Source organism: Flavobacteriales bacterium, from assembly GCA_016779935.1.
Classification (GTDB): domain Bacteria; phylum Bacteroidota; class Bacteroidia; order Flavobacteriales; family UBA7312.
Genome location: JADHMQ010000009.1, coordinates 51,134 through 76,761, shown reverse-complemented (window position 1 = coordinate 76,761; position 25,628 = coordinate 51,134). Strand labels below are relative to the sequence as shown.

The following is a 25,628-nucleotide window of genomic DNA, read 5'->3' as shown; positions in this document are numbered from 1 at the left end:
CGCTTATCGTTATATTAATGGTAACTCAAATGGCGATATAAATGGTTTAAAAGGAAACTTTACTCCCAGCACTAATTATGAGTGGCATACTAAAGCATGGTGTAGTGGAAATCTTAACCAAGATGGCGCCCCAGACCCTATGTATCATTCTGGATGGGGAGACTTTTCACCATTCAACACAGAAGACCCATGCGACAAGATGCCTGAGAATTTAACAACAAGTTCAAACGGCACTAATACAGCAGTAATTATGTCTTGGGATATTCCAGAAAGTGGCGCTCCTGATCATTATTTCCTTGAATTGACCAATACTACAACTGGCGCACAATTTCAGTGGAATAACATCCCCGGTACTGCTACTTCAAAAGCAAAATACAACCAAAATGTGGGCGATGTGTTTTCTTGGAAAATAAGGGGAGCATGTGGAACTAACGGCACCTCTTGGGCAACCTCATTTTCTCAACCGGAGTATTACATATTAGGTGGTGCAAGACTGGAAAACGAAGAGTTCGATAAGCTTGAGCTTTCTCCAAATCCATCAAGAGGTAAGTTTAATATTAGTTTTGAAACCGTTGAAAACAGTATTGTTGATATTGTTATCACAAATTACCTTGGTAAAGAAGTTTATTCAAAACAGTTCAATACTCAGGATGACATTTTTAACAAATCTATTGATATCAGCTCAAATGCTAATGGCATCTATTTGTTAAGTGTTAAAACTAATACTAGCTTAATTAATAAAAGAGTTGTAATTCAATAAAGTCTAAACACGTGTTTTAGAGACGGAACTAGGCCATTTTGGTTCCGTATTTAATACCCAACTTTTTTTCTGATACGTTGAAGTACTGAGCGGGCAATGACTCTAGCTTTTTCAGCTCCTTTCAATAATTCTGCCTCTATTTCCTCTGTATTTTCCATTAGATAATTAAAGCGTTCTCTTTCATTTGAAAAGTGCTCTAAAATGAGTTCGAATAAAGCTTGCTTAGCATGTCCATAACCAAAATTTCCGCTTTCATATTGAGCTTTTAAGTCAGAAATCTGTGATTCTGAGCCAAGAAGTTCGTACAGCTTAAACACATTACAAGAAACCCAATCTTTAGGCTCTTCAAGAGGGGTACTATCCGTAACGATTCCCATTATTTGCTTTCTCAATTTCTTTTCAGGCAAAAAGATATTAATAAAGTTATTATACGACTTACTCATCTTTTGTCCGTCAGTACCGGGTATTGTCATGACTCGTTTATCAATTTGAGCCTCGGGTAAAACTAGAGTATCGCCATAAGCATGGTTAAAAGAGCCTGCAATATCACGAGTCATCTCAAGGTGTTGTTGTTGGTCTTTACCTACTGGCACAATCTCTGCATCATAAAGCAAGATATCAGCCGCCATCAAAACTGGATAAGTAAATAAGCCTGAATTCACGTCTGACAAACGATTCGATTTATCTTTAAAAGAATGGGCGTTTGCCAACATTGGAAATGGCGTAAAACAATTTAAATACCATGTCAATTCACACACTTCAGTAACGTCCGATTGTCGGTAAAAAAGGTTGGCAGAAGTGTCAAAACCAAAAGCCAACCAAGTGGCTGCAGTAGCATAGGTATTGTACCTCAGTAATTCAGCATCCCTTACACTTGTTAAAGAGTGTAAGTCAGCAATGAATAACAGGCTTTGATTTTCTGGGTTTTGAGATAACTTTATAGCCGGGACTATAGCCCCTAAAATATTTCCAAGATGAGGAACGCCTGTACTTTGAATGCCTGTTAAAACTCTTGCCATAAATCAATTTTGAACTGTAAAAATAACAATTGCTTTAGAAAAGTCGACGAATTAGCTATTTTTGTTTGACAAATGAAAATTTTACAATCAGCACTTAGTCTATTATGGCGCTTATGGTTCTTACTAACCTTTGCCATACCCTTCCTTTTACTACTGCCTATTACAATTTTCATGACATTCAGTCCTAAATTTTACCCTGCATTATATTTCTTTTTACACCGTATCAGCAAACTTATGATGTATGCTAGCGGAATTATACCCATCATTAAAAAAGAACATAAACTAGACCCAAAAAAACAGTACCTATTATTTAGTAATCACGCATCTACATTAGATATTCCAATGATGTTTTTTATCAGTAAAAAACCCATTGCTTTTATTGGGAAAGAATCGCTCGTTAAACTTCCTATATTCGGTTTTTATTACAAACGGTTTAACGTATTGGTAAATCGAGAAAGCCTCAGAAATTCATACCAAGCCTTTGAAGAAGCTGGTCAGAAAATAAAGAAGGGGCAAAACATGGTTATCTATCCAGAAGGAGGAATTGTTAAAGACGATAGGCGATTGGCAAAATTTAAAAATGGTCCATTTCGATTGGCCGTAGAGCAAAATGTTTGCGTAATTCCTATTACCTTTGCAGATAATAAGAACATATTTCCAGAACGTTTTACTGAAGGAAAACCAATGCGAGCAAGGGTAACCATTCACAAGCCCATTGAAAATTGTTCAAGCATGAGTATTCAGGAACTAAAAGAAAAAGTGTTTAACACCATAGAACAAGAACTAATTCGATATGAAAATTGACCAAACACTCATAGATAAACTTGCCAAACTTAGCCAGTTAGAATTTAACTCTGACGCTAAAGCTAAAATGGAAGATGACCTTAATAAGATATTAGAGTTTGTCGATAAGCTCAACGAAGTAGATACCGAAAATATTGAACCTCTTATCTACCTAAATAAAGAGACAAATAAGCTTAGGGAAGATGAGATTGGCGAACATTTGCCCAAAGAAAAGGCACTCAAAAATGCTCCGTCCAAAGATTCGGATTATTTCAAAGTGCCTACTGTATTAAAAAAGTAAATCTTAGCAGTTTTCGTCGAAAGCCTGCATTAAATTTTCAGCAATCATTTCTGCTGGTCTTCCTTCGATATGATGTCTTTCTATAAAGTGAACTAATTCTCCACCTTTAAATAATGCAATTGAGGGAGATGACGGAGGGTAAGGCAAGCAATAATCTCTAACTTTTGCAACAGCCTCTTTGTCTTGTCCTGCAAAAACTGTAGTCAGCTTTGTTGGAACCTTAGTGTGTTTGGCAGCCATTTTTACTGCTGGACGTGCATTTCCTGCGGCACAACCACAAACTGAATTAATCATAACCAAAACAGTTCCTTCTTTTTCATCTAAAACAGATGAAACGGCTTCGGCGGTTTTCATTTCTTCAAAACCAGCCTCAGTAAGGTCAAGTCGCATTGGTGTACAAATTTCTTCTGGATACATAGTATTATTTTTTTAGGTGGTACAAAATTACTTTAGTTGACGTTTACTAGCAAAGAAATCTGTAATTATTTGTCCGCACTCTTCAGCCATTATCCCGCCGACAAGTTCTGTTTTGGGATGCAATACCTCCCCTGCCTTAGACCTGAATCCTCTTTTGTCATCGCTAGCACCATAAACCACCTTCTTTAATTGTGTCCAATAGGAAGCGCCAGCACACATCACACAAGGCTCTAAAGTAACATACAGCGTACATTCGTTTAAATACTTTCCTCCCAAATAGTCTGCAGCAGCAGTAAAAACTTGCATCTCAGCATGTGCAGTAACATCATTTAAACGCTCCGTAAAATTATGGGCTCTGGCAATGATTTGATTATCACAAACCACAACTGCACCCACTGGGACCTCATCTAAGTCCCTTGCTTTTTGGGCTTCCTCTAAAGCCTTTTTCATAAAATAGTCGTCGGAATAATCTTGTAACATCTAGCAAAAGTAGAGTTTTTAATAAACTATTTCAAAAATCTGATAGAAGTTAAATAAGTCGTAATTTTACAGACTTTAATTAAGTCAATTATCATGTTACGAACACATCACTGTGGCGACTTACGCCACTCAAATATTGGAGAGGAAGTTACACTTAGCGGTTGGGTACAAAAAACTAGAGACTTGGGCGGAATGACCTTTGTCGATTTGAGAGACCGTTATGGTATTACTCAATTGGCCTTCAATATGGATACCGATTCAGATTTGTGCTTACAAGCTAGAAAATTAGGACGTGAATTTGTCGTACAAGTAATTGGAAAAGTAATAGAACGTTCGAGCAAAAACATGAACATTCCTACTGGCGATATTGAGATTGAAGTACAACAATTAAATGTACTAAATAGTGCTAAAACACCTCCATTTACTATTGAAGATGAAACCGATGGCGGAGACGATTTGCGTATGCAATACCGTTATTTAGATATTAGAAGAAATCCCGTAAGAGATAACCTTGTATTGAGGCATCGCCTTTCTACTGAGACTAGAAAATACCTCGATGCTCAAGAATTTATCGAAGTAGAAACACCCTACCTCATTAAGTCAACCCCTGAAGGAGCAAGAGATTTTGTAGTGCCTTCTCGAATGAATGAAGGTCAGTTTTATGCATTACCACAATCGCCACAAACTTTTAAGCAATTGCTTATGGTAGGTGGTATTGACAAATATTACCAGATAGTAAAGTGTTTTAGAGATGAAGATTTAAGAGCCGACAGACAGCCTGAATTTACTCAAATTGACTGCGAGATGTCCTTCATTGAGCAAGAAGATATCTTGAATATGTTTGAAGGTTTAATACGCCATTTATTGAAAGAAATTAAAGGGATAGAATTGAATAAATTCCCGAGAATGACCTATGATGAGGCTATGGAAAAGTATGGTTCTGATAAGCCTGATATCCGTTTTGAAATGGTCTTCAATAATATGAATGAAGTCACTCAGCAGAATAACTTTGTAGTTTTCGATAGTGCTGAATTAGTAGTCGGCATTTGTGCTAAAGGCTGTGCTGAATGGAGCAGAAAACAGCTAGACGCTTTGACGGATTATGTCAAACGGCCTCAAATCGGCGCGAAAGGTTTAATCTATTGCAAGTATAATACCGATGGCACATTTAAATCCTCAGTGGACAAATTTTTCAGTCAAGACGATTTAGCTAAGTGGGCCGAAAAGATGGGTGCTAAGCCAGGTGATTTAATGTTCTTGTTGTCAGGTGAAACCGATAAAGTGCGTAAGCAAATGAACGAACTTCGTTTGCAAGTTGCTGAACAATTAGGACTAAGAAAATCTGATGAGTTTGCACCTCTTTGGGTGGTTGATTTTCCACTATTGGAATGGGATGAAGAAACAGAACGCTACCATGCAATGCACCACCCTTTCACCTCACCCAAACCTCATGATATTGACAAGTTAGAAAGTGACCCAGGGGCTGTAAGAGCTAACGCTTATGACTTAGTGATGAACGGCACAGAACTAGGTGGCGGCTCTATTCGTATTCACGATAAAGAATTACAACGATTGATGTTCAAGCACTTAGGGTTTACCGAAGAAGAAGCCAAAGACCAATTCGGATTTTTGATGAACGCCTTTGAATATGGTGCGCCACCACATGGTGGTATTGCCTTTGGATTTGATCGACTTTGTTCGCTATTCGGTGGGCAGGAAAGCATCAAAGACTTTATCGCTTTCCCTAAAAATAATTCGGGTAGAGATGTTATGATTGATGCACCTTCATTTATAAACCCTCATCAATTAAACGAACTAAACATCAAATTAAAATAATTTTTTTGTAAATTGAAGCATTAATTTATTGCCATGATTTTTTTACCCAATTCAAACTTGAGTTACAATTCTTGTCGACTTATTTTTACATCCTTTTTTTTATTAAGCGCATGTGCTATAGCATTTGCTCAAAGTAATAACCAGCTATTAAATGTCCACCATTCTAATTTATTGAATACTTCTTCGCCATATGAAGGAAGTTTGGGCTATGACCAAAATCAATTGTATTTTTTTAGTGGTACATTTTGGAAAAGCTTCGAAGACCATTGGAGGCTAAATGGCAATAATAATATAACTGCCAGCAACTTTGTAGGTTGCACCAACAATCAAAACTTAAATATAAGAACGAATAATAATGGGAGGTTAATGATAACATCAACTGGTAATGTTGGTATAAATATCAACAACCCAACTGCTAAATTTCAAGTTGATGGGGCCAACAACAATGATTTATTCGTTTCTATAAATGGTAATGTCGGAATTGGCACCTCATCCCCGAGTCAAAGGCTACATGTTAATGGGAATGTAGTGGCTAACGCCTTTAATACTCCAGACTATGTTTTTGAAAACTATTTTAAAGGAAGCTCATATTTACCATCCTATTCATATTATTCATTAGATGAAGTTTTTGATTTTGTTAAAAAAAATAAGCATCTCCCTAACGTGCCTTCTGCTAATGAAGTTGAAAAACAGGGCGGCATGATAGTTAATCGTGCTACTGAAAAAATCTAGAGAAAATTGAAGAGCTATTTCTTCATCTTATAGATTTAAAACAAAAATGTCAAAATTTAGAAAAGCGATTATCTACACTTGAATAAAACTTTTAACCATGAAAAGTATTTTAATTTCATTTGTGTTTATTTGCTCGACTCATGTATTGAAAGCCCAAACGGCTAGTCAGCTTTTAAACATTAACTCTGTTAGTTCAATTTCAGATGTCAATAATATAAGCAACCCTATCCAAGGAAGTTTAATTTATGTAAGTGGCGAGAATGCCCTTTATTATAGGAGTTCATCACAGTGGAAAAAAATTACTGGTGATGACTGGCAAATAATTGGAAATAGTAGCAATTCTTTTTTTGGCAGTACCAATTCGCAAGACATTAGGTTCAAAACTAATAACACCGAAAGAATGGTTATAAAAGGCAATGGTAATATTGGAGTAAATATTAAGGAGCCAATCGAACTTTTTGAAGTTAATAGTAGAGTACATGAAGTCGATCTTGTTCCTAAAATGAATAGTAATAGCCAAAATGGTGTTACTCTAAATGGCCTTACTTCTATGCTAGGAACATCTACAACGTTTAAAGATGCGTTTGATAATAACAATACTTCCAACTGGTTTGTTTCCAGAACAAGTAGTAGCGATAGCAGTCCAGACTTATGGATAAGTGTAGACTTAGGCGTATCAAGAGCCGTAACAGGCTATACTCTAAGAGCAGGAAGCAATTGGGCTAGAACTCCAAAGCAATATCAATTACAAGGCTCACATAATGGAACTAACTGGACAAACTTGGAAAACATAAATACATTGTCTACTAACGATTGGCAAACCAACCCTTTAAAGTCTCATTCTGTAAACAACACCACCAACTACAGACACTATCGCTTATATTTTCATTCCTCATTTGAATCTTATCAATTAGGAGCAAATTATAGCGCGAATTATCAAATAGATGAAATAGAATTTAAAGGAGACATTCCAGAGCTTATTGTTAACTCCAATAATAGTAGAGTAGGAATAAACCATTACAACCCACAAGAAGCTTTGCATGTCAATGGTAATATACTTGCAAACGCATTCCAAACTCCTGACTATGTGTTTGAACACTATTTTGACAACCATAGCCAGTCTAACCCAAACTACTCATTCAGTTCACTAGAAAACATTCATAAATTTATTAGAGAAAATCATCATTTGCCTAATTTACCTTCTAAAAAAGATGTTGAAAATAATGGAGGCATAATTATCAATAAAGCCGTTGAGCAACACTTGGAGAAAATAGAAGAATTGTATTTACATCTTATTGAGTTGGAAGAATACGTGTCTTATCTTGAAAAAAAATATCGAAAAATTAAAACCCATGCAGAATGAAAAAATTACTTTTTCCTTTACTATTTATTTCATTATGGACAGTCGCTCAGCCAAGTAAAAATCAAATAATAAGACTGACATCAGTTAATTCCCCAAACAACTTGACAGCTATAACTAGCCCTAACGAAGGCTCATTGGTGTTTGTAAATTCTAATAAAACCATTTACCTACACAATGGCACTAGCTGGTCTCCCTTAGGAAATCCATGGAAAATAAATGGCAATCAATGTGAATCTACTGACTTTTTAGGAACCACAAATAATCAAGATTTTATTTTTAGAACCAATAACTCGGAAAGAATGGTTATTAAAGGTGATGGAAAAATAGGAGTAAATACAAATAGTCCGTCTGCTGCTTTTCAAGTTGGTGAATCTAGTCAAGGTAGTGAAGACATTATAACCTCATTTAGTCAATTGAGTAGCAACATAAATATGGTTACTGGTAATTTTTTTGTTGATAATGACATTAACACTAATTCATCCATTTCTAATGGTCAGTGGATTCAGTTTAACGGGAACCCTTCGGACCCCAAAATTGTTACCACATACACTTTACGTTTCTTAAGTTATGCAGCAACAGGCTTTCATTTTCAAGGGCGGTTAAATAATAATTCTGCCTGGGTCACATTAGATAATCAATCAAATGTAACATGGCCAGGTAATAATGTTTTACAACAGTTCAACTTTAATAATACTATAGCTTATGAAGATTATAGGATAAGTTTTACTTCATGGAACAATCATTTTCTATACGCCATAATGTCCGAAATTGAGTTTAAAGAAAATATCAATATTTTACCTTTATTGACTTTTGAACAAAATGGAAGGGTTGGTATTAATATTGATCCTCCGACAGAAAAGTTACAAGTTGGCGGAAATATTTTGGCTAATGCCTACACTCCAGATTACGTTTTTGAATACCATTTCGACGGTTTTAGTGAACAAAACCCTGATTACAAACCTAAATCCTTAAAAGACACAAAAGAATTTATCAAAAAAAATAAACATCTTCCCGGTGTCCCTTCTGCTAAAGAAGTTAAGCAAATAGGTGGGATAATTATTAATCAAGCTATCGATAAAAATTTGGAGAAAATAGAGGAGTTGTATTTACACCTTTTTAAAGTAAATGAAAGAATTAAAATATTAGAAGGGCTTATTGATGATGAAGAACAAAAAAAACGCTTCTAAAAAGAAGCGTTTTAAAATTAATATTAGACTTTATTTTAAAGGGTTCCTCTATTCCCTTGCTCTCTTTCGATTGCTTCAAATAGAGCTTTGAAATTTCCTTTACCAAAGGACTGTGCCCCTTTTCGTTGTATTATTTCAAAGAACATCGTTGGCCTATCTACAACAGGTTTAGTAAACAATTGAAGTAAATAGCCTTCATCATCTCTATCTATCAATATCCCGTGTTTTTTAAGTACCTCAACATCTTCATCAATATCGCCTACTCTTTCTAATAAATCATCGTAGTAATTTTCTGGAACATAAAGGAATTCTACACCCCTATCGCGCATTGCTGAAACAGTAGAAACAATATCGTCTGTAGCCACCGCAATGTGTTGAACACCAGGACCATTGTAGAAATCTATATATTCTTCAATTTGAGATTTTTTCTTGCCCTCTGCTGGCTCGTTAATAGGAAACTTAATTCGTCCATTGCCATTACTCATTACCTTGGACATTAAGGCTGTATAATCGGTAGAGATATCGTTATCATCGAAGGAAATAATTTGAGCAAACCCCATTACTTTAGCATAAAACTCACACCAAGTGTTCATCTCATCCCAGTCCACATTACCAACCATATGGTCAATAAATTTTAGACCTGTTGGAGCTGGATTATAATGGCTTTCCCATTTTTTATATCCAGGCAAGAATGGGCCATCATAAGCCTTTCTTTCCACAAAAATATGTACCGTTTCGCCATAGGTATAAATCCCTGAACGCACTACTTTTCCGAAGTCGTCTTCTTCCGCCGTAGGCTCCATATAAGATTTAGCACCCCTTTTGGTAGTTTCTTCCCATGCTTTGGTAGCATCCTCCACCCAAAGAGCAATTACTTTTACACCATCACCATGTTTGTTGATATGCTCATTAATAAGGCCTCCCTCTGTAAGTGGAGTAGTGAGTGCTAGACGAATTTTGTCTTGCTTTAACACATAAGACACACGGTCTTTAACACCTGTTTCAAGACCAGCGTATGCCTCCGACTGAAAGCCAAATGCTGTTTTATAATAATGGGCTGACTGCTTAGCGTTACCCACATATAATTCAACGTAATCCGTTCCTAATAAGGGCAAAAAATCCTCTGCCTCATCAAATAATTTCTTCAAACCGTATTCGGTGTTCTGAAGGTTTTTTAAATTTTTAATTTCTGCTGACATAGTTAGTAAGTTTAAATATTATTTATCCAACCAAGATTTATGGTAATCGCCATCGATTAAATCCATTGCTGCCTGTGTTACTTTTAAAGGTTTAAAGGTATCTACCATAACAGCTAATTCCTCTGTTTCTTTTTCGCCTATACTTCGCTCGGCAGCTCCAGGGTGAGGACCATGTGGTATTCCTGCAGGGTGAAGCGTAATTTGACCCTGTTCAATATTATTTCTACTCATGAAATCACCATCCACATAGTACAGCACCTCATCAGAGTCTATGTTAGAATGGTTGTAAGGTGCCGGTATAGCCTCAGGGTGATAGTCATAAAGCCTAGGACAGAATGAACACACTACAAAACCTGCTGCCTCAAACGTTTGGTGTATTGGGGGAGGTAAATGTACTCTTCCTGTAATTGGCTCAAAATCGTGAATAGAGAATGCATAAGGATAGTTATAACCGTCCCAACCAATCACGTCAAAAGGGTGAGAGGCATAAACGTATTCATGTAACATCCCTTCCTTCTTTATCATCATGGTAAAGTCACCCAATTCATCGTGCGTTTCTAGCTCGTCTGGCTGACGAAAGTCTCGTTCGCAAAAAGGAGAATGTTCTAATAATTGACCAAACCAATTTCTATAACGCTTTGGCGTATACATAGGACTAGTAGATTCTACAATAAATAGACGGTTATCTTCACCATCAAATTTAAAGGCATAAATCATCCCTCTAGGAATCATAAGGTAATCGCCAGGTCCAAATTTTAAATTTCCAACGATAGTTCTAAGCGTTCCAGTTCCTCTGTGAACAAATACCATTTCATCGCAATCGGCATTTTTATAAAAATAATCCGTCATGGATTGCTTTGGAGCGGCTAGTGAAATGTGACAATCGTTGTTAATTAGTACTGCTACTCTGCTGTCCAGATAGTCATCCGTAGGCTTTACCGAAAAGCCTTTAAGACTTATTGACTTGAGGTTTTTTTCTACTGCTACTTTTGGAGTTACATCTTTAGCTCCAATAATATCTTTGACCATGGTCGGTCGGTGTGTATGGTATAGTAAAGAAGACATTCCGTCAAAACCTACAGTGCCGAATAACTGCTCATAATACATTCCACCATCTGGCTTTGAAAAAACCGTGTGTCTTTTGTGTGGGATTTTCCCCAATTTGTGATAAAATGGCATACCTTATTATTTTTGTTAGTAAGTTAAAAAAATATTTAATCATCAAAAGCCTTTGATAAATCAACCTTTCGATGGCTATGAAATCGCTTTTTGTTTTCCTCGCCTTTTCTAAGTTTCTTTTGTTCTTCCAATGGCAATTTAGACACTTCTAAACAGTCGTGAGAACAGCATTTTTGGTGCTTCTCTTGACAATCATAACATTGAATAAATAATAAATTACAATTTATGTTTTTGCAATTCACATGAGTGTCTGATGCTGCGCCACACTGATGGCATTGACTAATTACTTCATCACCAATACGTTCTGCCAAACGCTCATCAAAAACAAAGTTTTTGCCTTTAAACTTATTTGGCAATTCTTTATTTTCATTCAACTGTCGAGCATAATCAATTATACCACCATGCAATTGATTCACATCTTCAAAACCATGATGCTTTAAATAAGCCGATGTCTTTTCGCAACGAATTCCTCCAGTACAATACAGTAATACTTTTTTATCTTCATTGCCTTTAAGCATATCTTTTACTTCAGGCAGTTCATCTCTAAAGGTTTCAGACTGTGGACAAATAGCATTTTCAAAATGACCTATTTCGCTTTCGTAATGGTTACGCATATCTACAACGATAGCCCCTTGATCCAAAGCTTCATTCCATTCTCTTGCATTTAGATGAGTCCCTACATTAGTAACGTCATATTCATCTAAGGGAAGACCGTCTGCTACTATTTGTTCCCTAACCTTAATGGTAAGCTTGAAAAACGATTTTCCGTCATCTTCAACAGCAATTTTTAAAGGAACGTCTTTAAGCTCATCGTACTTATTGAGCGTTTGAATAAAGGAATTCCAGTTATGTTCTGGCACACTCATTTGAGCGTTGATTCCTTCTCTGGCTACATAAATACGACCAAAGCAATTAATTTCACTCCAATCTGTAAATAAATTGTCTCTAAATTTTTCAGGATTTTCTAAAATAACATACCTATACAGAGAAACCGTTTTTCGGAAAAATGTTTCGTTATTTAACTTTTCCAAAGCCTGCTCCTTACTCAGTTTGTTTTTTAAACCTTTCTTATACGCGTTGGGATCCATTTTAAAATTTCTTTCGCCAAAGGTAAACAAAGAAATGCTAAATGAACACTGATTTAAGTCATAGAAGTAGATTATTAAATAGTTATATTTGTGAGCTATTATGAAAGAGCATGAAAGACACTATTTTAATAATCGGAGCCTCTGGTCAAATAGGCACTGAACTCGTAATTACTCTAAGAAAAATCTATGGCGATGCTAATGTAATTGCCACAGACATACGTCCTATGGCAAATGAAGAGCTGTCAACCGGTCCTTTTGAAGTCCTTGACATAATGGACCAAAATAGACTCTTCGATATAGTAAAAAAATATAAGGTTAATCAAGTCTATTTGTTAGCCGCTTTACTATCTGCCACTGCAGAGAAAAATATTGAATTGGGGTGGAGTTTAAACATGCGTTCGCTATCTCATGTCTTGGATTTAGCCAAAGAAAAACACATCAAAAAAGTCTATTGGCCAAGTTCGATTGCTGTTTTTGGGCCAACTACCCCAAGTGTTCTTACCCCACAGTATACCATTATGGAGCCAAATACTGTTTATGGTATTAGCAAGCTAGCTGGCGAACGTTGGTGCGAATATTATCATGAAAAATTTGGCGTAGATGTGCGAAGTATTCGCTATCCTGGTTTGATAGGTTGGAAATCTGAACCAGGAGGAGGTACTACGGATTATGCCGTTCATATTTTCCATGAAGCACTAAAAAACGGGGAGTATACCTGTTTTCTTAGTGAAAAAACTACCCTGCCTATGATGCACATGAATGATGCTATACGTGCCACTATGGAAATTATGGAAGCTCCATCAGAAAACGTAAAAATTCGTTCATCTTATAACGTTGCAGGACTAAGCTTCAGCCCACAAGAATTGGCTAGTGAGATACAAAAGCATATTTCAGAATTTAAAATAAACTACCAAAGCGATTACCGACAGGATATAGCAGACAGTTGGCCAAAAAGTATTGATGATTCTGAAGCAAAAACGGATTGGAATTGGAAAAGTTCCTTTAATTTGCAAGGGTTAACGACTGATATGTTAACGAACATTAAAACACTAGTGAACCAATAACAGTACAGAATGTCTTCTGATTTAATCATTTATAACACACTCAGCCGAAAAAAAGAGGTTTTCAGAACTATACACCCTAATCATGTTGGCATGTATGTGTGTGGACCTACCGTTTATGGTGAGCCTCACTTAGGACATGCAAGACCTTCCATTACATTTGATATTGTATTCCGATACCTTCAACATAAAGGTTTGAAAGTGCGTTATGTGCGAAATATTACTGATGCTGGACACCTTGTAGATGATGCTGACCACGGTGAAGACAAAATTGCTAAAAAAGCACGTCTAGAAAAATTAGAACCTATGGAGGTGGTACAATTTTACACCATCAAATACCATAAAGCCGTAGAAGCATTAAACTGTTTACCACCATCAATTGAACCAAGAGCAACTGGGCATATCATTGAACAAATAGAAATGGTCAAAAAAATTATCCATAATGGATATGCTTATGAAGTCAATGGCTCAGTTTATTTAGATGTAAATAAGTATAATGAAGACTTTCCTTATGGCAAGTTATCTGGAAGAAATTTAGAAGACACTCTAGAAAATACCCGTGCTCTTGACGGTCAGGACGAAAAGAAAAGCTCGGTAGATTTTGCCATTTGGAAGAAAGCATCACCTGAACACATTATGCGTTGGCCATCTCCTTGGGGAGAAGGTTTTCCAGGTTGGCACCTAGAATGTTCAGCAATGAGCAATAAGTACTTAGGTGATGCCTTTGATATTCACGGTGGTGGCATGGACTTGGTGTTCCCTCATCATGAAGCTGAAATAGCTCAGTCGAACGCTTGTAATAAGTGTGACCCAGCTAAATTTTGGATGCATAACAATATGATTACTATTAACGGACAAAAGATGGGTAAATCTCTAGGAAACTTTATCAATCTTGAAGAGTTTTTTAATGGTAGTCATGATTTATTAGAACGTGCTTACAAACCTATGACGGTACGTTTTTTCATACTACAAGCCCATTACAGAAGTCCACTCGACTTTTCAAATGATGCTTTACAGGCTGCGGAAAAAGGTTTGGCTAAATTGTTAAATGCCCAAAAGACCATTAGCCAACTCAAAGAAAGTAATAATTCTACCGTAGATGTCGCAACCTTAAGAAAGGATTGCTATGCTGCAATGAATGATGACTTCAACACACCAATTCTTATTGCACACCTTTTTGAAGCGGTGCGAATAATTAACTGTGCTAAAGCAGGAACAGAAGAGCTTACTAAAGAAAATATTAAAATTCTAACTGAAATTTTTGACACTTTCGTTGCAAACATTTTGGCACTGAAAGAGGAAGAGGAATCTAATACCAATTTGAGCAACGACATTATGGATATCGTCTTACAAATACGAAGTGCAGCAAAATCCAATAAAGACTGGACAACTGCCGATTTTATTCGAGATGAACTAAAAAAACTAAATATTGAAGTCCGAGATGGAAGCGAAGGCAGTTTCTGGGAAATCAAAGAATAAGCTACTATTAACTATGCGTAATTTTACCCTTATTTCTTTATGTGTGTGCATTTTGTTTTCCTGTCAGGAAGAAAAAAAACCAAGTCAATCCGTTAAAAAAGAAACTAAGAATACAGTTGAAGTACCTGCCTTTAACGCAGACAGTGCTTACCAATACATTCAAGAACAAGTGGATTTTGGACCTCGCTATTTAAGTAGCGAAGGTTGGCAACAATGCGGGGATTATTTGGTTCAAAAGTTATCTAGCTACACGCCATACGTACAGGAGCAGAATAGCAGAATTACAACATACGACGGCAAAACTCATAAGCTAAGAAATATCATCGCCTCATTTAGTCCTGAAAAAAATAACCGAATTTTACTCTGCGCACATTGGGATACTAGGCATGTTGCCGACCATGATGATGACCGACAAAACGAGCCTATTTTAGGTGCAAATGATGGCGGTAGTGGTGTTGGAGTGCTTATTGAAATTGCCCGTTTGTTAGCACAAGAAGAAAGCCGAATGGGTATTGATATTATTCTATTTGATGCTGAAGATTATGGTGACCCCAATAGCAGTTCTCCTAATTCTGCAACAAGTTGGTGTATAGGCTCAAAGTATTGGAGTGAAAACCCACACGTGCCAAATTATTATGCTCAATATGGAATATTATTAGATATGGTTGGTGCTAAAGGCGCACGCTTTACTCACGAAGGACTTTCTAGAAATTACGCTCAACGCATACTCAAAAAAGTTTGGAAAACAGCTCATAATTTAGGACATGGCGAGTACTTTGCGTATCAAATGACTCCGCAAATTATTGACGACCATCTGTATCTAAATACAGTGGCCAATATCCCCACTATAGATATAATTGAATTCGACATGAATACTAAAAGCGGCTTTAATAAGCATTGGCATACTCATAACGACGATATGAATAATATCGACAAAAACACCTTAAAGGCTGTAGGTCAAACTGTTACTTCCGTTATTTATAATGAATAAAAATTTCTAGTCATATACAATGATTGGCAAATATTAACGACCTTTGTAGCATTAAGTTAACACTCTTTTAAATGGAAATTTTCATCTTTATCGTCGCACATTGGTACTTATCGTTATTCGCACAATCCTTCTTTCACCATAGGTACTCAGCCCATCAAATGTTTACCATGCCCAAGTGGGTTGAAAAGTTCTTTTTTGTCTTTTCATTTGTAGCACAAGGCTCTTCGTATATGAGCCCAAAAGTATATGGTATTCTTCATAGATTACACCACGAACACGCCGACAAAGAAGAAGATCCGCACTCTCCATTATTCTCTAAAAACTTTGTTAGTCTAATGGTAAAAACCTACCATAAATTCGCTGGCATTCAAAATGGTGCGATAAAGGTTAAAGAAGCTATTACTAAAAATTTACCTGACTGGAAATGGTTTGATAAAATGGCAGGCTCACTTTTAGTAAAAATACTTTGGTCATTATTCTACATTTGGTTTTACTACACTTTTGCTACTGCTTGGTGGATGTACCTATTCATTCCAATGCACATACTTATGGGACCTGTTCACGGAACTATTGTTAACTGGTTTGCTCATAAGTTCGGTTATACTAATTATGAGGTAGATGATACATCAAAAAACCTTATGCCATTTGATATTTTTATGCTTGGCGAAGGCTACCACAACAATCATCACGCTGAAGGTGGAATGGCAAACTTTGCCAGAAAATGGTATGAGATTGACCCGATTTATCCCATCATGAGAGTTATGGATTTTGTAGGGCTAATAAAGATTAATCCGATAGCCTTAAAGCACTAGTATTCTTCACAGCCCTCAGGAGCTATTTCTAGGGTGTAAATTTCAAGGACATCACCATTCATCCTAGCTGTAATAATGCTTTGTACTGGCAGACCCATTTCAGGCACTAAGTCAGAATAATATTCTTCCATGCCCCAAAGGTCTTCGCCAACAAACTTTACTGGCATAATTTCCCTGTCTTCAAAATAATGTTGACCGTCAGACATGGTCCACCACCCTTCCATAGTAAGCATAGGTTCTTGCGCACAGGCCATTACATAAATAGATAAAAAGACTGCTAAGATTAGACGTTTCATACCTACAAAAATACACATAATCTTGTATCTTGCAGAAAAAGGAATATTTCGATGAAACCAGTTAAAAAACTATTTTTGATAGATGCTTTTGCACTTATTTACCGTTCGTATTTTGCCTTTAGCAAAAATCCACGAATCAATTCTAAAGGCGTAGAGACTTCTGCCGTACTAGGTTTTGTAAATAGTTTGGTGGAAGTACTGAAAAAAGAAAATCCGACACATATTGCAGTCGTTTTTGACACCCCAAAAGCAACCGTTCGACACATTGAATATTCAGAATACAAAGCTAATAGAGAGGCTATGCCAGAAGGTATTTCTGTTGCTCTACCCTATATCGACCAACTGCTTGATGCCTTTAATATTTCTAAACTATTTGCTGATGGGTACGAGGCAGATGATGTGATTGGCACATTGGCAAAAAAAGCCGAAAAAGAGGGCTTTGTTACCTACATGATGACGCCTGACAAAGATTTTGCCCAACTCGTTTCAGAAAACATATTGCTTTACAGGCCTGGAAATAAATGGAAGCCAACCGAAACATGGGGCGTTCAGGAAGTGCTCAATAAATTCGAGATTAAAGAGGTTACGCAAGTCATCGACTTTCTAGGCATGATGGGCGATGCCGTTGATAATATTCCAGGACTTCCTGGTGTGGGCGAAAAAACAGCAAAAAAGCTACTTGCCGAATATGGCAATATGGAAACTCTTTTGGACAATGCCCACGAACTCAAGGGTAATTTGGGTGAAAAAATTCAAGCCAATAAAGAGAAAGGAATTTTATCCAAAAAGCTTGCTACAATTTTATTAGATGCTCCTGTGGATATTGATGAAAAGGCTCTTGAGGTTAAAAAGTTTGATACCGAAAAAGTACAAGCATTATTTGAAGAATTAGAGTTCAGAAACTTAGCAAAACGTTTGCTCAAGCAAAGTGATGTGACAGAAAGTAATACTGACGAACAAGAACCGACAAGTCAAAAAGTAGAAAAAGCACCTTCTGCTCAAATGGATTTGTTTTCTATGGCGATAGACGATGCCCCGCCTACACCCTCTTTTCAGACCCTCGAAGACATAAAAACAGATTATATATTGGTAAATTCTGCTGAAGAAAGACAGCAATTATTAAAACAGCTGCTGCTGCAAAAATCCGTTTGTTTTGATACTGAAACAACCGGTCTCAACCCCCTCACTGCCGATCTTATTGGCTTATCCTTTTGTTACGAAAAGAATAAAGCCTATTACGTGCATGTTCCTGAAGGAAAGGAAAGTGAAATAGCACAAGAATTCAAAGGCTTTTTTGAACATCCTGTAATAGAAAAAGTTGCTCAAAATTTAAAATACGATTATAAAGTAATGGCAAAATATGGTATTCATGTCAGCTTGCCATATTTTGACACTATGCTTGCCCATTATCTTTTAGAGCCTGACCAAAGACACAATATGGACATATTGGCTCAAAACTATTTAAACTATTCTCCGATAAGCATAGAAACACTCATTGGGAAAAAGGGGAAAAACCAATTGAGTATGCGTCAGGCGCCACTAGAAAAAATATACCCCTATGCCTGTGAAGACGCCGATATTACTTTTCAGCTCAAAACCATTTTCCAAAAAGACCTTGAAGGTAGCGAAAGCCTCAAAATTTTAAATGACATAGAATACCCATTAATTCCTGTTCTTTCTGAGATGGAACTGGAAGGAATTAAAATCGACACTACTGCTTTAGCCGATTTTTCAAAAGAATTAGAGGACAGGCTAATTGAGCTAAACGACAATGTTCAGAAGCTAGCAGGCACACCCTTCAACCTGGCTTCACCCAAACAATTAGGTCAGATTTTATTTGAGCATATGAAGTTGGTGGACAAACCAAAAAAGACAAAAACTGGTCAATACTCAACTTCTGAAGACACCTTACTAAAGCTCAAAGGTACACATGAAATCATTGACGAGATACTTGAGTTTAGACAATTACAAAAACTTAAATCTACCTATGTAGATACCTTGCCTGAATTAGCTAACGAAACTACTCACAGAATTCATACTACCTACCAACAAGCGGTGGCGGCAACTGGACGATTAAGTTCTGTAAATCCTAATCTTCAGAATATTCCAATACGTAGCGAAAAAGGAAGAGAAGTAAGAAAAACTTTTGTGCCTAGAAATGATGATTATATCCTTGTTGCTGCCGATTACTCCCAGATAGAATTGCGACTTATGGCACACCTCTCACAAGATGAAGGGATGTTATCGGCTTTTCAAAATGGAGAAGATATTCATACTGCAACAGCCGCTAAAGTGTATCAAATCGATTTGGAGGAGGTCAGCCGAGAGCAGCGTTCGCACGCTAAAATGGTCAACTTTGGAATCATTTATGGAATATCAGCCTTTGGATTATCTCAACGCTTAGGCATCAAACGGGGCGAGGCAAAGGATATCATTGACAATTACTTTGCTCAATACCCCAAGGTAAAGGAATATATGGATATGAGTATTGAAAAAGCTAGAGAAAACGGCTATGTCGAAACTATTTTAGGACGTAAAAGAAAACTTAATGATATTAACTCTAGAAATGCTGTAGTAAGAGGCTATGCTGAACGAAATGCCATTAATGCACCTATACAGGGCTCTGCGGCGGATATCATTAAACTGGCTATGATAGGTGTTAGTAATATGCTGAAAGAAGGTAATTACAAATCCAAAATGCTATTACAAGTTCATGATGAACTGGTATTTGATATTCATAAGACAGAACTTGAGTCCTTAAATGTTCTTATTAAAGAGAAAATGGAGTACGCACTAGCAATTAGTGTTCCATTAGATGTAGAAATAGGAATGGGAGAAAATTGGCTAGAAGCTCATTAAGATTTCTTGTTTTTATATATCGAGTAGAGTACAAGTAAGGCAGCTACACCGATAAAACTGCTTTGACCCATAGAGCCAATAGCTTTTGCAATATTACCCACAACGTTCCACCCAAATAGTGGCTCGCCTACAATAAGTTGAACTGTAATCCCGAGGCATAGTATAACTACAGCAAAAGATGTAAGCTCAGACGCTAACGATTGTATTTTTTCTAGTAAATCTTTCATATTTACGAATTTTGATTGAAGATAATATTAAATTTAAAAAAAGCCCGCCATTAGACGAGCTTTTTTTAACTATCTAAGTTGAATTATTTCTTAATTAAAGAGAATAATATCAAAATTGCTAAAAATCCAGCAAATCCTGAACCAGCTAAAGAGCCAAGTACATTTGTTACATTCTCAATAACAGTAACACCAAACATTGCTCCTGAACCGAATAGAATTTCAACAGCAACGCCTAACCCTAAAAGGGTTAAAACTAAAGCTGTTAAACCTGTAAAAAAATCACCGAAGTATTTAAATACTTTATCCATTGTTAAATATTAAATTGGTTAATAATTGAAACAAACATATGGGGTTGGTCTTCAACTTTCAAATTTTTTCTGCAATTCAAAAGCAAAGGGTGTAATGGTGAAAAAAACACGCTTTTTTTAAGGTATTTTACTCACAAACAACTGATTTTCAAATATTTGAATGTTTGTTGTTATAATTTAATGAAAGGGTGTTGTTTTCGTTATCAACATAGACTTGTTTATTATAAATGCGTATTACAATCATCTGATTAACAAGTATTTACGCCCTGAAACAGGGGCATATCACGAAAAATAAGGATAAAATGAAAGTTTATAGGTCTCTTACCGAATACAGCACTTCCTTAAATTTTGTGCTATTGTTTAAAAAATCGACGTATTTCTGGGCAACTTCTAGAGGAGAACTTAGTTCACCATCGTTTTTATAGTCTATAAATCGATTAAGTTCAGGGAAATGCTTTTCGTCAGCGTCTCTAATCTCATCTTGCATAGGCGTATCGACAATTCCTGGAGCAATAGAATAGAATTTAACATTAGGCGATTCTAAATCTGCGGTCTGGGATAGCATATCTAAAGCAGACTTTGAAGAGCAATAGGTGCTCCATGAATGAATCGGGTGTTTGCCAGCTCCAGAACTGATATTTAAAACAATACATTTTGATTTTGAATCTGAAAATGACGTAATGAATTGTTTACATAAGATTGTTGGGGCAACGATATTTAGGAAGTAGTTATCTTTTATCTCATCTTCGCTATGCTCGTGCAAGGGTTTTATAGGCCCTATTGAGCCAGCATTATTAATTAAGATGATTTTTTCGGCATTAAAGGTTGGTTTCTTAAAAATTGTTTCGAACCAATTTGTCGATAAGTCTATAAAATGATGTTTATATCTATCGTGCTGAATCGTCCTTGAACGGGCAATGCCAATAACCATATTATTACTGTCTTCTAAAAGTAGTTCTGCTATAGCTTCTCCTATTCCGCTGCTTGCTCCTGTAATATAGTATACGTTCATTATAGTGTATTCAATGCGTTATCTAAATCTGTTATCAAGTCGTCAATATCTTCGACTCCTACACTTAATCGAATAAGTGAATCTACAACCCCTGTCTTTTCTCGTTCTTCTTTAGGGATTGCAGCATGAGTCATGCTTGCTGGGTGTCCACATAAGGACTCTACACCTCCAAGCGATTCTGCTAATGTAAAATAATGCGTAGAAGAAACTACTTTAAAAGCATCTTCTATTCTGTTAGCAACTAATGAGAAAGAAAGCATTCCTCCAAAATCTTTCATCTGACGTTTGGCAACATCATGATTGGGATGACTTTCAAAACCTGGCCAATACACATTGTCTACTTTGGGGTGTGATTGTAAAAACTCGGCAATGGCTTTACCATTTTCACAGTGGCGTTGAATTCTAAGATGAAGGGTTTTAATGCCTCTAAGAACTAGGAATGAGTCCATAGGGCCAGGTACAGCACCACAACTGTTTTGTAAAAAATATAACTTCTCAGCAAGCGCATCATCATTCAGCATTAAAGCTCCCATGACTACATCAGAGTGTCCACCTAAATATTTGGTAACGGAATGCATAACAATATCTGCCCCTAAGTCGATAGGATTTTGCAAATAAGGTGAAGCAAAAGTATTATCAACACCCAAAATTAGATTGTGTTTTTTAGCCACTTTAGCTACCGCCTCAATATCAATGATATTTAACATAGGATTGGTAGGTGTTTCTACCCAAATGAGTTTGGTATTCTCATTTATATGATCGGCAATTCTATCAGCATTTTTCATGCCAATAAAATGAAATTTAATTCCGTAATTTTCAAATACTTTTGTGAAAATACGATAAGTTCCTCCATATAAATCGTTGGTAGAAACAACTTCATCGCCAGGGCTCAACAGCTTAATAACGGCATCAATAGCTGCCAAACCACTACTAAAACACAAGCCATATTTGGCATTTTCTAGGGCGGCTAAATTAGATTCCAAAGCAGCACGAGTAGGGTTCGCTGTTCTTGAATATTCAAACCCTTTATGATCTCCAGGACTTAGCTGAACGTAAGTTGAGGTTTGATATATTGGAGTCATTATGGCTCCTGTACTTTGGTCAGGCTCTAAGCCAGCATGTATAACTTTGGTGTTAAATTTCATTCTAAGGTGGGATTAAACGTAAGAAACAAAATTAATCTTTTGAATTGAAATTATACAAAAAAGCAAGGGGCAAAATTATATCTACACCCTTGCTTCAAAGTCACAATACCTAAAATTACTTTAAACTTACATTCTTTTTTATTGAGTAAGTCCCATTACTTGACCGTGATTTTCTAATATATACACTGCCCTTGGGTAGCTTTGATAATTCATTGATATTTATTTTTTTACCTTCAAGATTGTAATAGATAATCTCGTGTTTCGACTCTAGAGGAAAATCTAAAGTATTTATTCCTGTTTCTTGTTTGTTATTTACATTAAAGTAAAGAAATGGTGTTTCTCCATTAGGGAAAAAGGCAAACTCCTCTAAACTAATAATTATGTTATTGTTTAAGTCCTTTAAAACAGGGGCGTAATCCTGTTGATTTGAGAACTGTATTTCATAACAAATCCCATTGTCCAACTCCAACTCATATGTTCCATAATTTTCTTGATAAGAAAACAAACCCTCTCCAGTGTATGTACATATTGAAAATGAGGGTGCTCCAATAGCATCTGAGGGAGTAACCATACTTAGTAGAAGTTCAGAAGTTGTTGCCGTTGGAGTCTGTTCTAAATCATATGGAACAATAAAGGTTTGTGTATTATTTCCTGAGTAAGAGTCGCCAGGGTATTGCAGCACAAATCGTAAACTGTCGCCTGCTTCTACTAGTATCTCATCTAGATAAGCAAAATCTACTATTGTTATATCATTATCACTATATGGATTAATGTTCTGAGTTTCCACAAACTGCCCGTTTTTATAAATATCAATGTCATAATTTTGAGTAATCATTGTATCTGTAGTATTAAAAGCTGTTGAGAGAGTTGAATAAAGTACAGGTTTTAACTTAACACTATCTCCTATCACACAAAATTGAGGTTGATATTTAAAGCCTCCCAATGAAACGTCGCTACTCATATCTGCTCCTGAACATTCAGAAATATGAGCTATAACTGAAGCGTAAGTTGCAAATTCGCCAAATCCAGCAAAATAATGATATGTTTTGTCTGGGCAAATCATGAAGTAAGCAGGTCCTAAATCAAATTCATAACCCGGAATATCTCCATCATAGTTTACTACTGGGAAATTTATTCCTTCTTGTTGAGTATATATCTCAACTATTGAATCCGTAACAAGAGGTCCGGGTTGAATTGGAAAATTTTCTAATATTTGTAATTCTTGTGGAGTATCTGCTATAGGTTTATTGTCAACAAAAAACATTCTAACTTTATTGTCACCATCAGGGCCATGAAGATTCCATACCGGATTCATAGCTCCAACAACTGATTCTGTTTGCCAACAAGCCGCTTCCTCTCCAATCATTAAAATAACGATGAAGCCTTGCTCACAAAGTGAATGGACGCTAGAAGTATTTCCATCTAAATCTGTTAATATAGCATCAGGGGCGTCAGCTTGACTCTGAAATTGAGCATAAGCACCTTTAAAGAACATTATTGTAAATAGGAGTACCAAAGATACCTTTAAATTTGGATTAATTTTTCTCATGATTATGTGATTTAGTTAATTATTTTAGAAATTTTCTCGGAAATAAATGTCCCATCAGTATAATAAATGACCCTCAAGTAAACACCTTGAGCTAGTAAGTCGTAGCTTTTAACATCTTGTAATCGACCCATTAAATCAAAATATTGGATATGTGATATTTCTGTATTAGTATTAAAATACTCATCAACAGCAGTTGCTGTGGAGTCTACATTGAAATAATAGAGCTTGGATTCAAAGTAAGCCCCACCTATCGGGCGATGAAATATAGTATCGTTATTATCGAATTGAATCAGAGAAGCATTACCTGCTTGAACACCGACTACAGACATGGCATAGCACTGACCATTATTGATAGTGATTAAAGTGTCATAGCCATTTTGGATGTTAATCTCTTGACTAGGACCATCCTCTCCTCCTACCTCTCCTTCAGCGTAAAGGTAAACAAACATGTAAGGGTTCTCAAGAACTAATCTAAATTGATTGCTTGATGCTGTTTTTGTCTCTTCTTGCTCTACCTTAAAAGAATAAGTGTTGTTCAGCATATAAGAATCTTCAGGATACAACAATTCGAACTTAACACTGTCATTAGCTTGCGCCTCTAAACTGGGTAAGAAAAAACTCCAATCAACACCTTGTCCTATGTTATCATCACCGTCCGCAGTATCAGAAAAGTCTACAAAATCACCCCAATCGTTAGGGTCTAAAGTATCCGTTCTCAAATAGGTATTATTGATATACGTTTTAACCAAAAAAGTATCATTTATGGAAAACTCTGATTGTGGCGGCGGGTTCGGTGACGGTGCAGTAGTATACTCAATCCCCCCATTATGATATACTCTTAGCCTTGGAATAAAACTAATTGGTCCGCTACTTTGACTACAATAAGAAAAAGGTTGTGCTAAACCAACCATCGCTACATCTTTATAATGTACATCTTGACCATTACAACTGTTATCAAGAATATGCTCAGCAATATATAATGATTGTGGATACGCAAAACCAATATCCACTCGGTAGGTAGTATCTTGACATACATATATATGCACGGGATATCCACCATCTAAAATTCCAGCATCAAAAAAGGCTTGATACTGACTTTCAACTGTATCTGTAAAATCAAGATTAGTAATAGAATATTCAACACCTAAACCCGTATAATAGCTTTCTACCTCATCATCAGTATAAAGTCCCCCTGTTTCAAAATAAAATATCCGTAGGGTATTGTCTCCGTCTGGACCATGTTCATCCCAAAGTTCAGGGCCAATATGTTGCGACCAATCAGAACAAGGACCACAGCCAATGAATCCAAAATCTAAAATTACACGATAGCCTTGGCCAAGCAAATTATAAAGGTTATGGGTTTGACCATCTACATCTGTAAAAGTAACATCAGTAATGGTATTGTAATTGTTTGGGGGTTGTGCCGATACACTAAAAGTAATTAGCACAGCTGTAAGCAAAATAATTTTTTTCATGACTTATAATTTTAAAAGGTTTCAACAAAGTTTTACTTTTTTTTGTTTTTCTCAAAACTGTCATACAAAA

General features: G+C 36.3%; 25 protein-coding genes. 12 read left to right on the top strand and 13 right to left on the bottom strand.

Annotated elements, in window-relative coordinates; translation table 11 throughout:
• The coding region (locus ISP73_05950; GenBank protein MBL6658128.1) for a T9SS type A sorting domain-containing protein at positions 1–760 on the top strand (760 nt) is incomplete at its 5' end.
• Positions 761–810: 50 nt separating this feature from the next.
• Here ISP73_05950 and trpS read toward each other — a convergent pair.
• Positions 811–1,779, bottom strand: a complete 969-nt coding sequence (trpS, locus tag ISP73_05945) for a tryptophan--tRNA ligase (protein MBL6658127.1) — start codon at positions 1,777–1,779, stop codon at positions 811–813.
• Between the two features lie 72 nt (positions 1,780–1,851).
• On the opposite strand from trpS, the gene ISP73_05940 reads away from it, so the two are divergent.
• Entirely contained in the window at positions 1,852–2,583 is a 732-nt protein-coding gene (locus ISP73_05940) for a 1-acyl-sn-glycerol-3-phosphate acyltransferase (protein MBL6658126.1), read from the top strand.
• Positions 2,573–2,863, top strand: a complete 291-nt coding sequence (gene gatC / locus ISP73_05935) for an Asp-tRNA(Asn)/Glu-tRNA(Gln) amidotransferase subunit GatC (protein ID MBL6658125.1) — start codon at positions 2,573–2,575, stop codon at positions 2,861–2,863. Before ISP73_05940 ends, gatC begins: the two co-directional genes overlap by 11 nt.
• Positions 2,864–2,866: 3 nt before the next feature.
• On the opposite strand, the gene ISP73_05930 is transcribed toward gatC, so the two are convergent.
• Positions 2,867–3,280: a BrxA/BrxB family bacilliredoxin gene (locus tag ISP73_05930; GenBank protein ID MBL6658124.1), complete on the bottom strand. Its 414-nt coding sequence runs from the start codon at positions 3,278–3,280 to the stop codon at positions 2,867–2,869.
• Between the two features lie 27 nt (positions 3,281–3,307).
• Positions 3,308–3,760 carry a nucleoside deaminase gene (locus ISP73_05925; protein MBL6658123.1) on the bottom strand — a complete coding sequence of 151 codons (453 nt, stop codon included), beginning with the start codon at positions 3,758–3,760 and terminating at the stop codon, positions 3,308–3,310.
• Between the two features lie 93 nt (positions 3,761–3,853).
• On the opposite strand from ISP73_05925, the gene aspS reads away from it, so the two are divergent.
• The 4 genes from aspS to ISP73_05905 all read left to right on the top strand — a co-directional run bounded on the left by aspS (position 3,854) and on the right by ISP73_05905 (position 8,878).
• Complete coding sequence (gene aspS, locus ISP73_05920) at positions 3,854–5,596, top strand: aspartate--tRNA ligase (protein MBL6658122.1); 1,743 nt, start codon at positions 3,854–3,856, stop codon at positions 5,594–5,596.
• Between the two features lie 57 nt (positions 5,597–5,653).
• Complete coding sequence (locus tag ISP73_05915; protein MBL6658121.1) at positions 5,654–6,328, top strand: hypothetical protein; 675 nt, start codon at positions 5,654–5,656, stop codon at positions 6,326–6,328.
• A gap of 97 nt (positions 6,329–6,425) precedes the next feature.
• The gene (locus ISP73_05910; protein ID MBL6658120.1) at positions 6,426–7,691 is read left to right on the top strand and encodes a discoidin domain-containing protein; all 1,266 of its coding nucleotides are present in this window, start codon (positions 6,426–6,428) and stop codon (positions 7,689–7,691) included.
• Positions 7,688–8,878 carry a hypothetical protein gene (locus tag ISP73_05905; GenBank protein MBL6658119.1) on the top strand — a complete coding sequence of 397 codons (1,191 nt, stop codon included), beginning with the start codon at positions 7,688–7,690 and terminating at the stop codon, positions 8,876–8,878. Before ISP73_05910 ends, ISP73_05905 begins: the two co-directional genes overlap by 4 nt.
• 35 nt (positions 8,879–8,913) lie before the next feature.
• On the opposite strand, the gene hppD is transcribed toward ISP73_05905, so the two are convergent.
• From hppD to ISP73_05890, 3 genes are read right to left on the bottom strand one after another with little or no spacing between them, the layout of a single operon-like run.
• A complete protein-coding gene (gene hppD, locus ISP73_05900) occupies positions 8,914–10,077 on the bottom strand; it encodes a 4-hydroxyphenylpyruvate dioxygenase (protein ID MBL6658118.1) in 1,164 nt (387 codons plus the stop codon).
• Positions 10,078–10,095: 18 nt separating this feature from the next.
• Positions 10,096–11,256: a homogentisate 1,2-dioxygenase gene (locus ISP73_05895; GenBank protein ID MBL6658117.1), complete on the bottom strand. Its 1,161-nt coding sequence runs from the start codon at positions 11,254–11,256 to the stop codon at positions 10,096–10,098.
• A 35-nt stretch (positions 11,257–11,291) separates the two neighbouring features.
• Entirely contained in the window at positions 11,292–12,344 is a 1,053-nt protein-coding gene (locus tag ISP73_05890; GenBank protein ID MBL6658116.1) for a rhodanese-related sulfurtransferase, read from the bottom strand.
• A gap of 110 nt (positions 12,345–12,454) precedes the next feature.
• Here ISP73_05890 and ISP73_05885 point away from each other — a divergent pair, with 110 nt between their 5' ends.
• The 4 genes from ISP73_05885 (at position 12,455) to ISP73_05870 (ending at position 16,687) form a co-directional block, all read left to right on the top strand.
• The gene (locus ISP73_05885) at positions 12,455–13,408 is read left to right on the top strand and encodes an NAD-dependent epimerase/dehydratase family protein (GenBank protein ID MBL6658115.1); all 954 of its coding nucleotides are present in this window, start codon (positions 12,455–12,457) and stop codon (positions 13,406–13,408) included.
• A gap of 9 nt (positions 13,409–13,417) precedes the next feature.
• Positions 13,418–14,884: a cysteine--tRNA ligase gene (locus tag ISP73_05880; protein ID MBL6658114.1), complete on the top strand. Its 1,467-nt coding sequence runs from the start codon at positions 13,418–13,420 to the stop codon at positions 14,882–14,884.
• A 13-nt stretch (positions 14,885–14,897) separates the two neighbouring features.
• Positions 14,898–15,875, top strand: coding sequence for a M28 family peptidase (locus ISP73_05875; protein MBL6658113.1), 978 nt, complete (start codon positions 14,898–14,900; stop codon positions 15,873–15,875).
• 71 nt (positions 15,876–15,946) lie between these two features.
• Entirely contained in the window at positions 15,947–16,687 is a 741-nt protein-coding gene (locus ISP73_05870) for an acyl-CoA desaturase (GenBank protein ID MBL6658112.1), read from the top strand.
• Here the strand turns inward: ISP73_05870 and ISP73_05865 are convergent.
• Positions 16,684–16,983 (bottom strand): hypothetical protein, encoded by a 300-nt coding sequence (locus tag ISP73_05865; GenBank protein ID MBL6658111.1) that lies wholly within the window; start codon positions 16,981–16,983, stop codon positions 16,684–16,686. The two genes, ISP73_05870 and ISP73_05865, sit on opposite strands and share 4 nt — an antisense overlap.
• Positions 16,984–17,034: 51 nt before the next feature.
• Here ISP73_05865 and polA point away from each other — a divergent pair, with 51 nt between their 5' ends.
• Positions 17,035–19,842, top strand: a complete 2,808-nt coding sequence (polA, locus tag ISP73_05860) for a DNA polymerase I (GenBank protein ID MBL6658110.1) — start codon at positions 17,035–17,037, stop codon at positions 19,840–19,842.
• On the opposite strand, the gene ISP73_05855 is transcribed toward polA, so the two are convergent.
• From ISP73_05855 to ISP73_05830, 6 genes are all read right to left on the bottom strand, one after another.
• Positions 19,839–20,069: a hypothetical protein gene (locus ISP73_05855; protein ID MBL6658109.1), complete on the bottom strand. Its 231-nt coding sequence runs from the start codon at positions 20,067–20,069 to the stop codon at positions 19,839–19,841. The two genes, polA and ISP73_05855, sit on opposite strands and share 4 nt — an antisense overlap.
• 83 nt (positions 20,070–20,152) lie before the next feature.
• Positions 20,153–20,377 (bottom strand): hypothetical protein, encoded by a 225-nt coding sequence (locus ISP73_05850; GenBank protein ID MBL6658108.1) that lies wholly within the window; start codon positions 20,375–20,377, stop codon positions 20,153–20,155.
• Positions 20,378–20,687: 310 nt separating this feature from the next.
• Positions 20,688–21,389 (bottom strand): SDR family NAD(P)-dependent oxidoreductase, encoded by a 702-nt coding sequence (locus ISP73_05845; protein ID MBL6658107.1) that lies wholly within the window; start codon positions 21,387–21,389, stop codon positions 20,688–20,690.
• The gene (locus ISP73_05840; GenBank protein MBL6658106.1) at positions 21,389–22,534 is read right to left on the bottom strand and encodes a cystathionine gamma-synthase; all 1,146 of its coding nucleotides are present in this window, start codon (positions 22,532–22,534) and stop codon (positions 21,389–21,391) included. Before ISP73_05840 ends, ISP73_05845 begins: the two co-directional genes overlap by 1 nt.
• Before the next feature lie 115 nt (positions 22,535–22,649).
• Positions 22,650–24,083, bottom strand: coding sequence for a hypothetical protein (locus ISP73_05835; protein ID MBL6658105.1), 1,434 nt, complete (start codon positions 24,081–24,083; stop codon positions 22,650–22,652).
• An 11-nt stretch (positions 24,084–24,094) separates the two neighbouring features.
• A complete protein-coding gene (locus ISP73_05830) occupies positions 24,095–25,558 on the bottom strand; it encodes a hypothetical protein (protein MBL6658104.1) in 1,464 nt (487 codons plus the stop codon).
• Positions 25,559–25,628 lie beyond the last annotated feature (70 nt).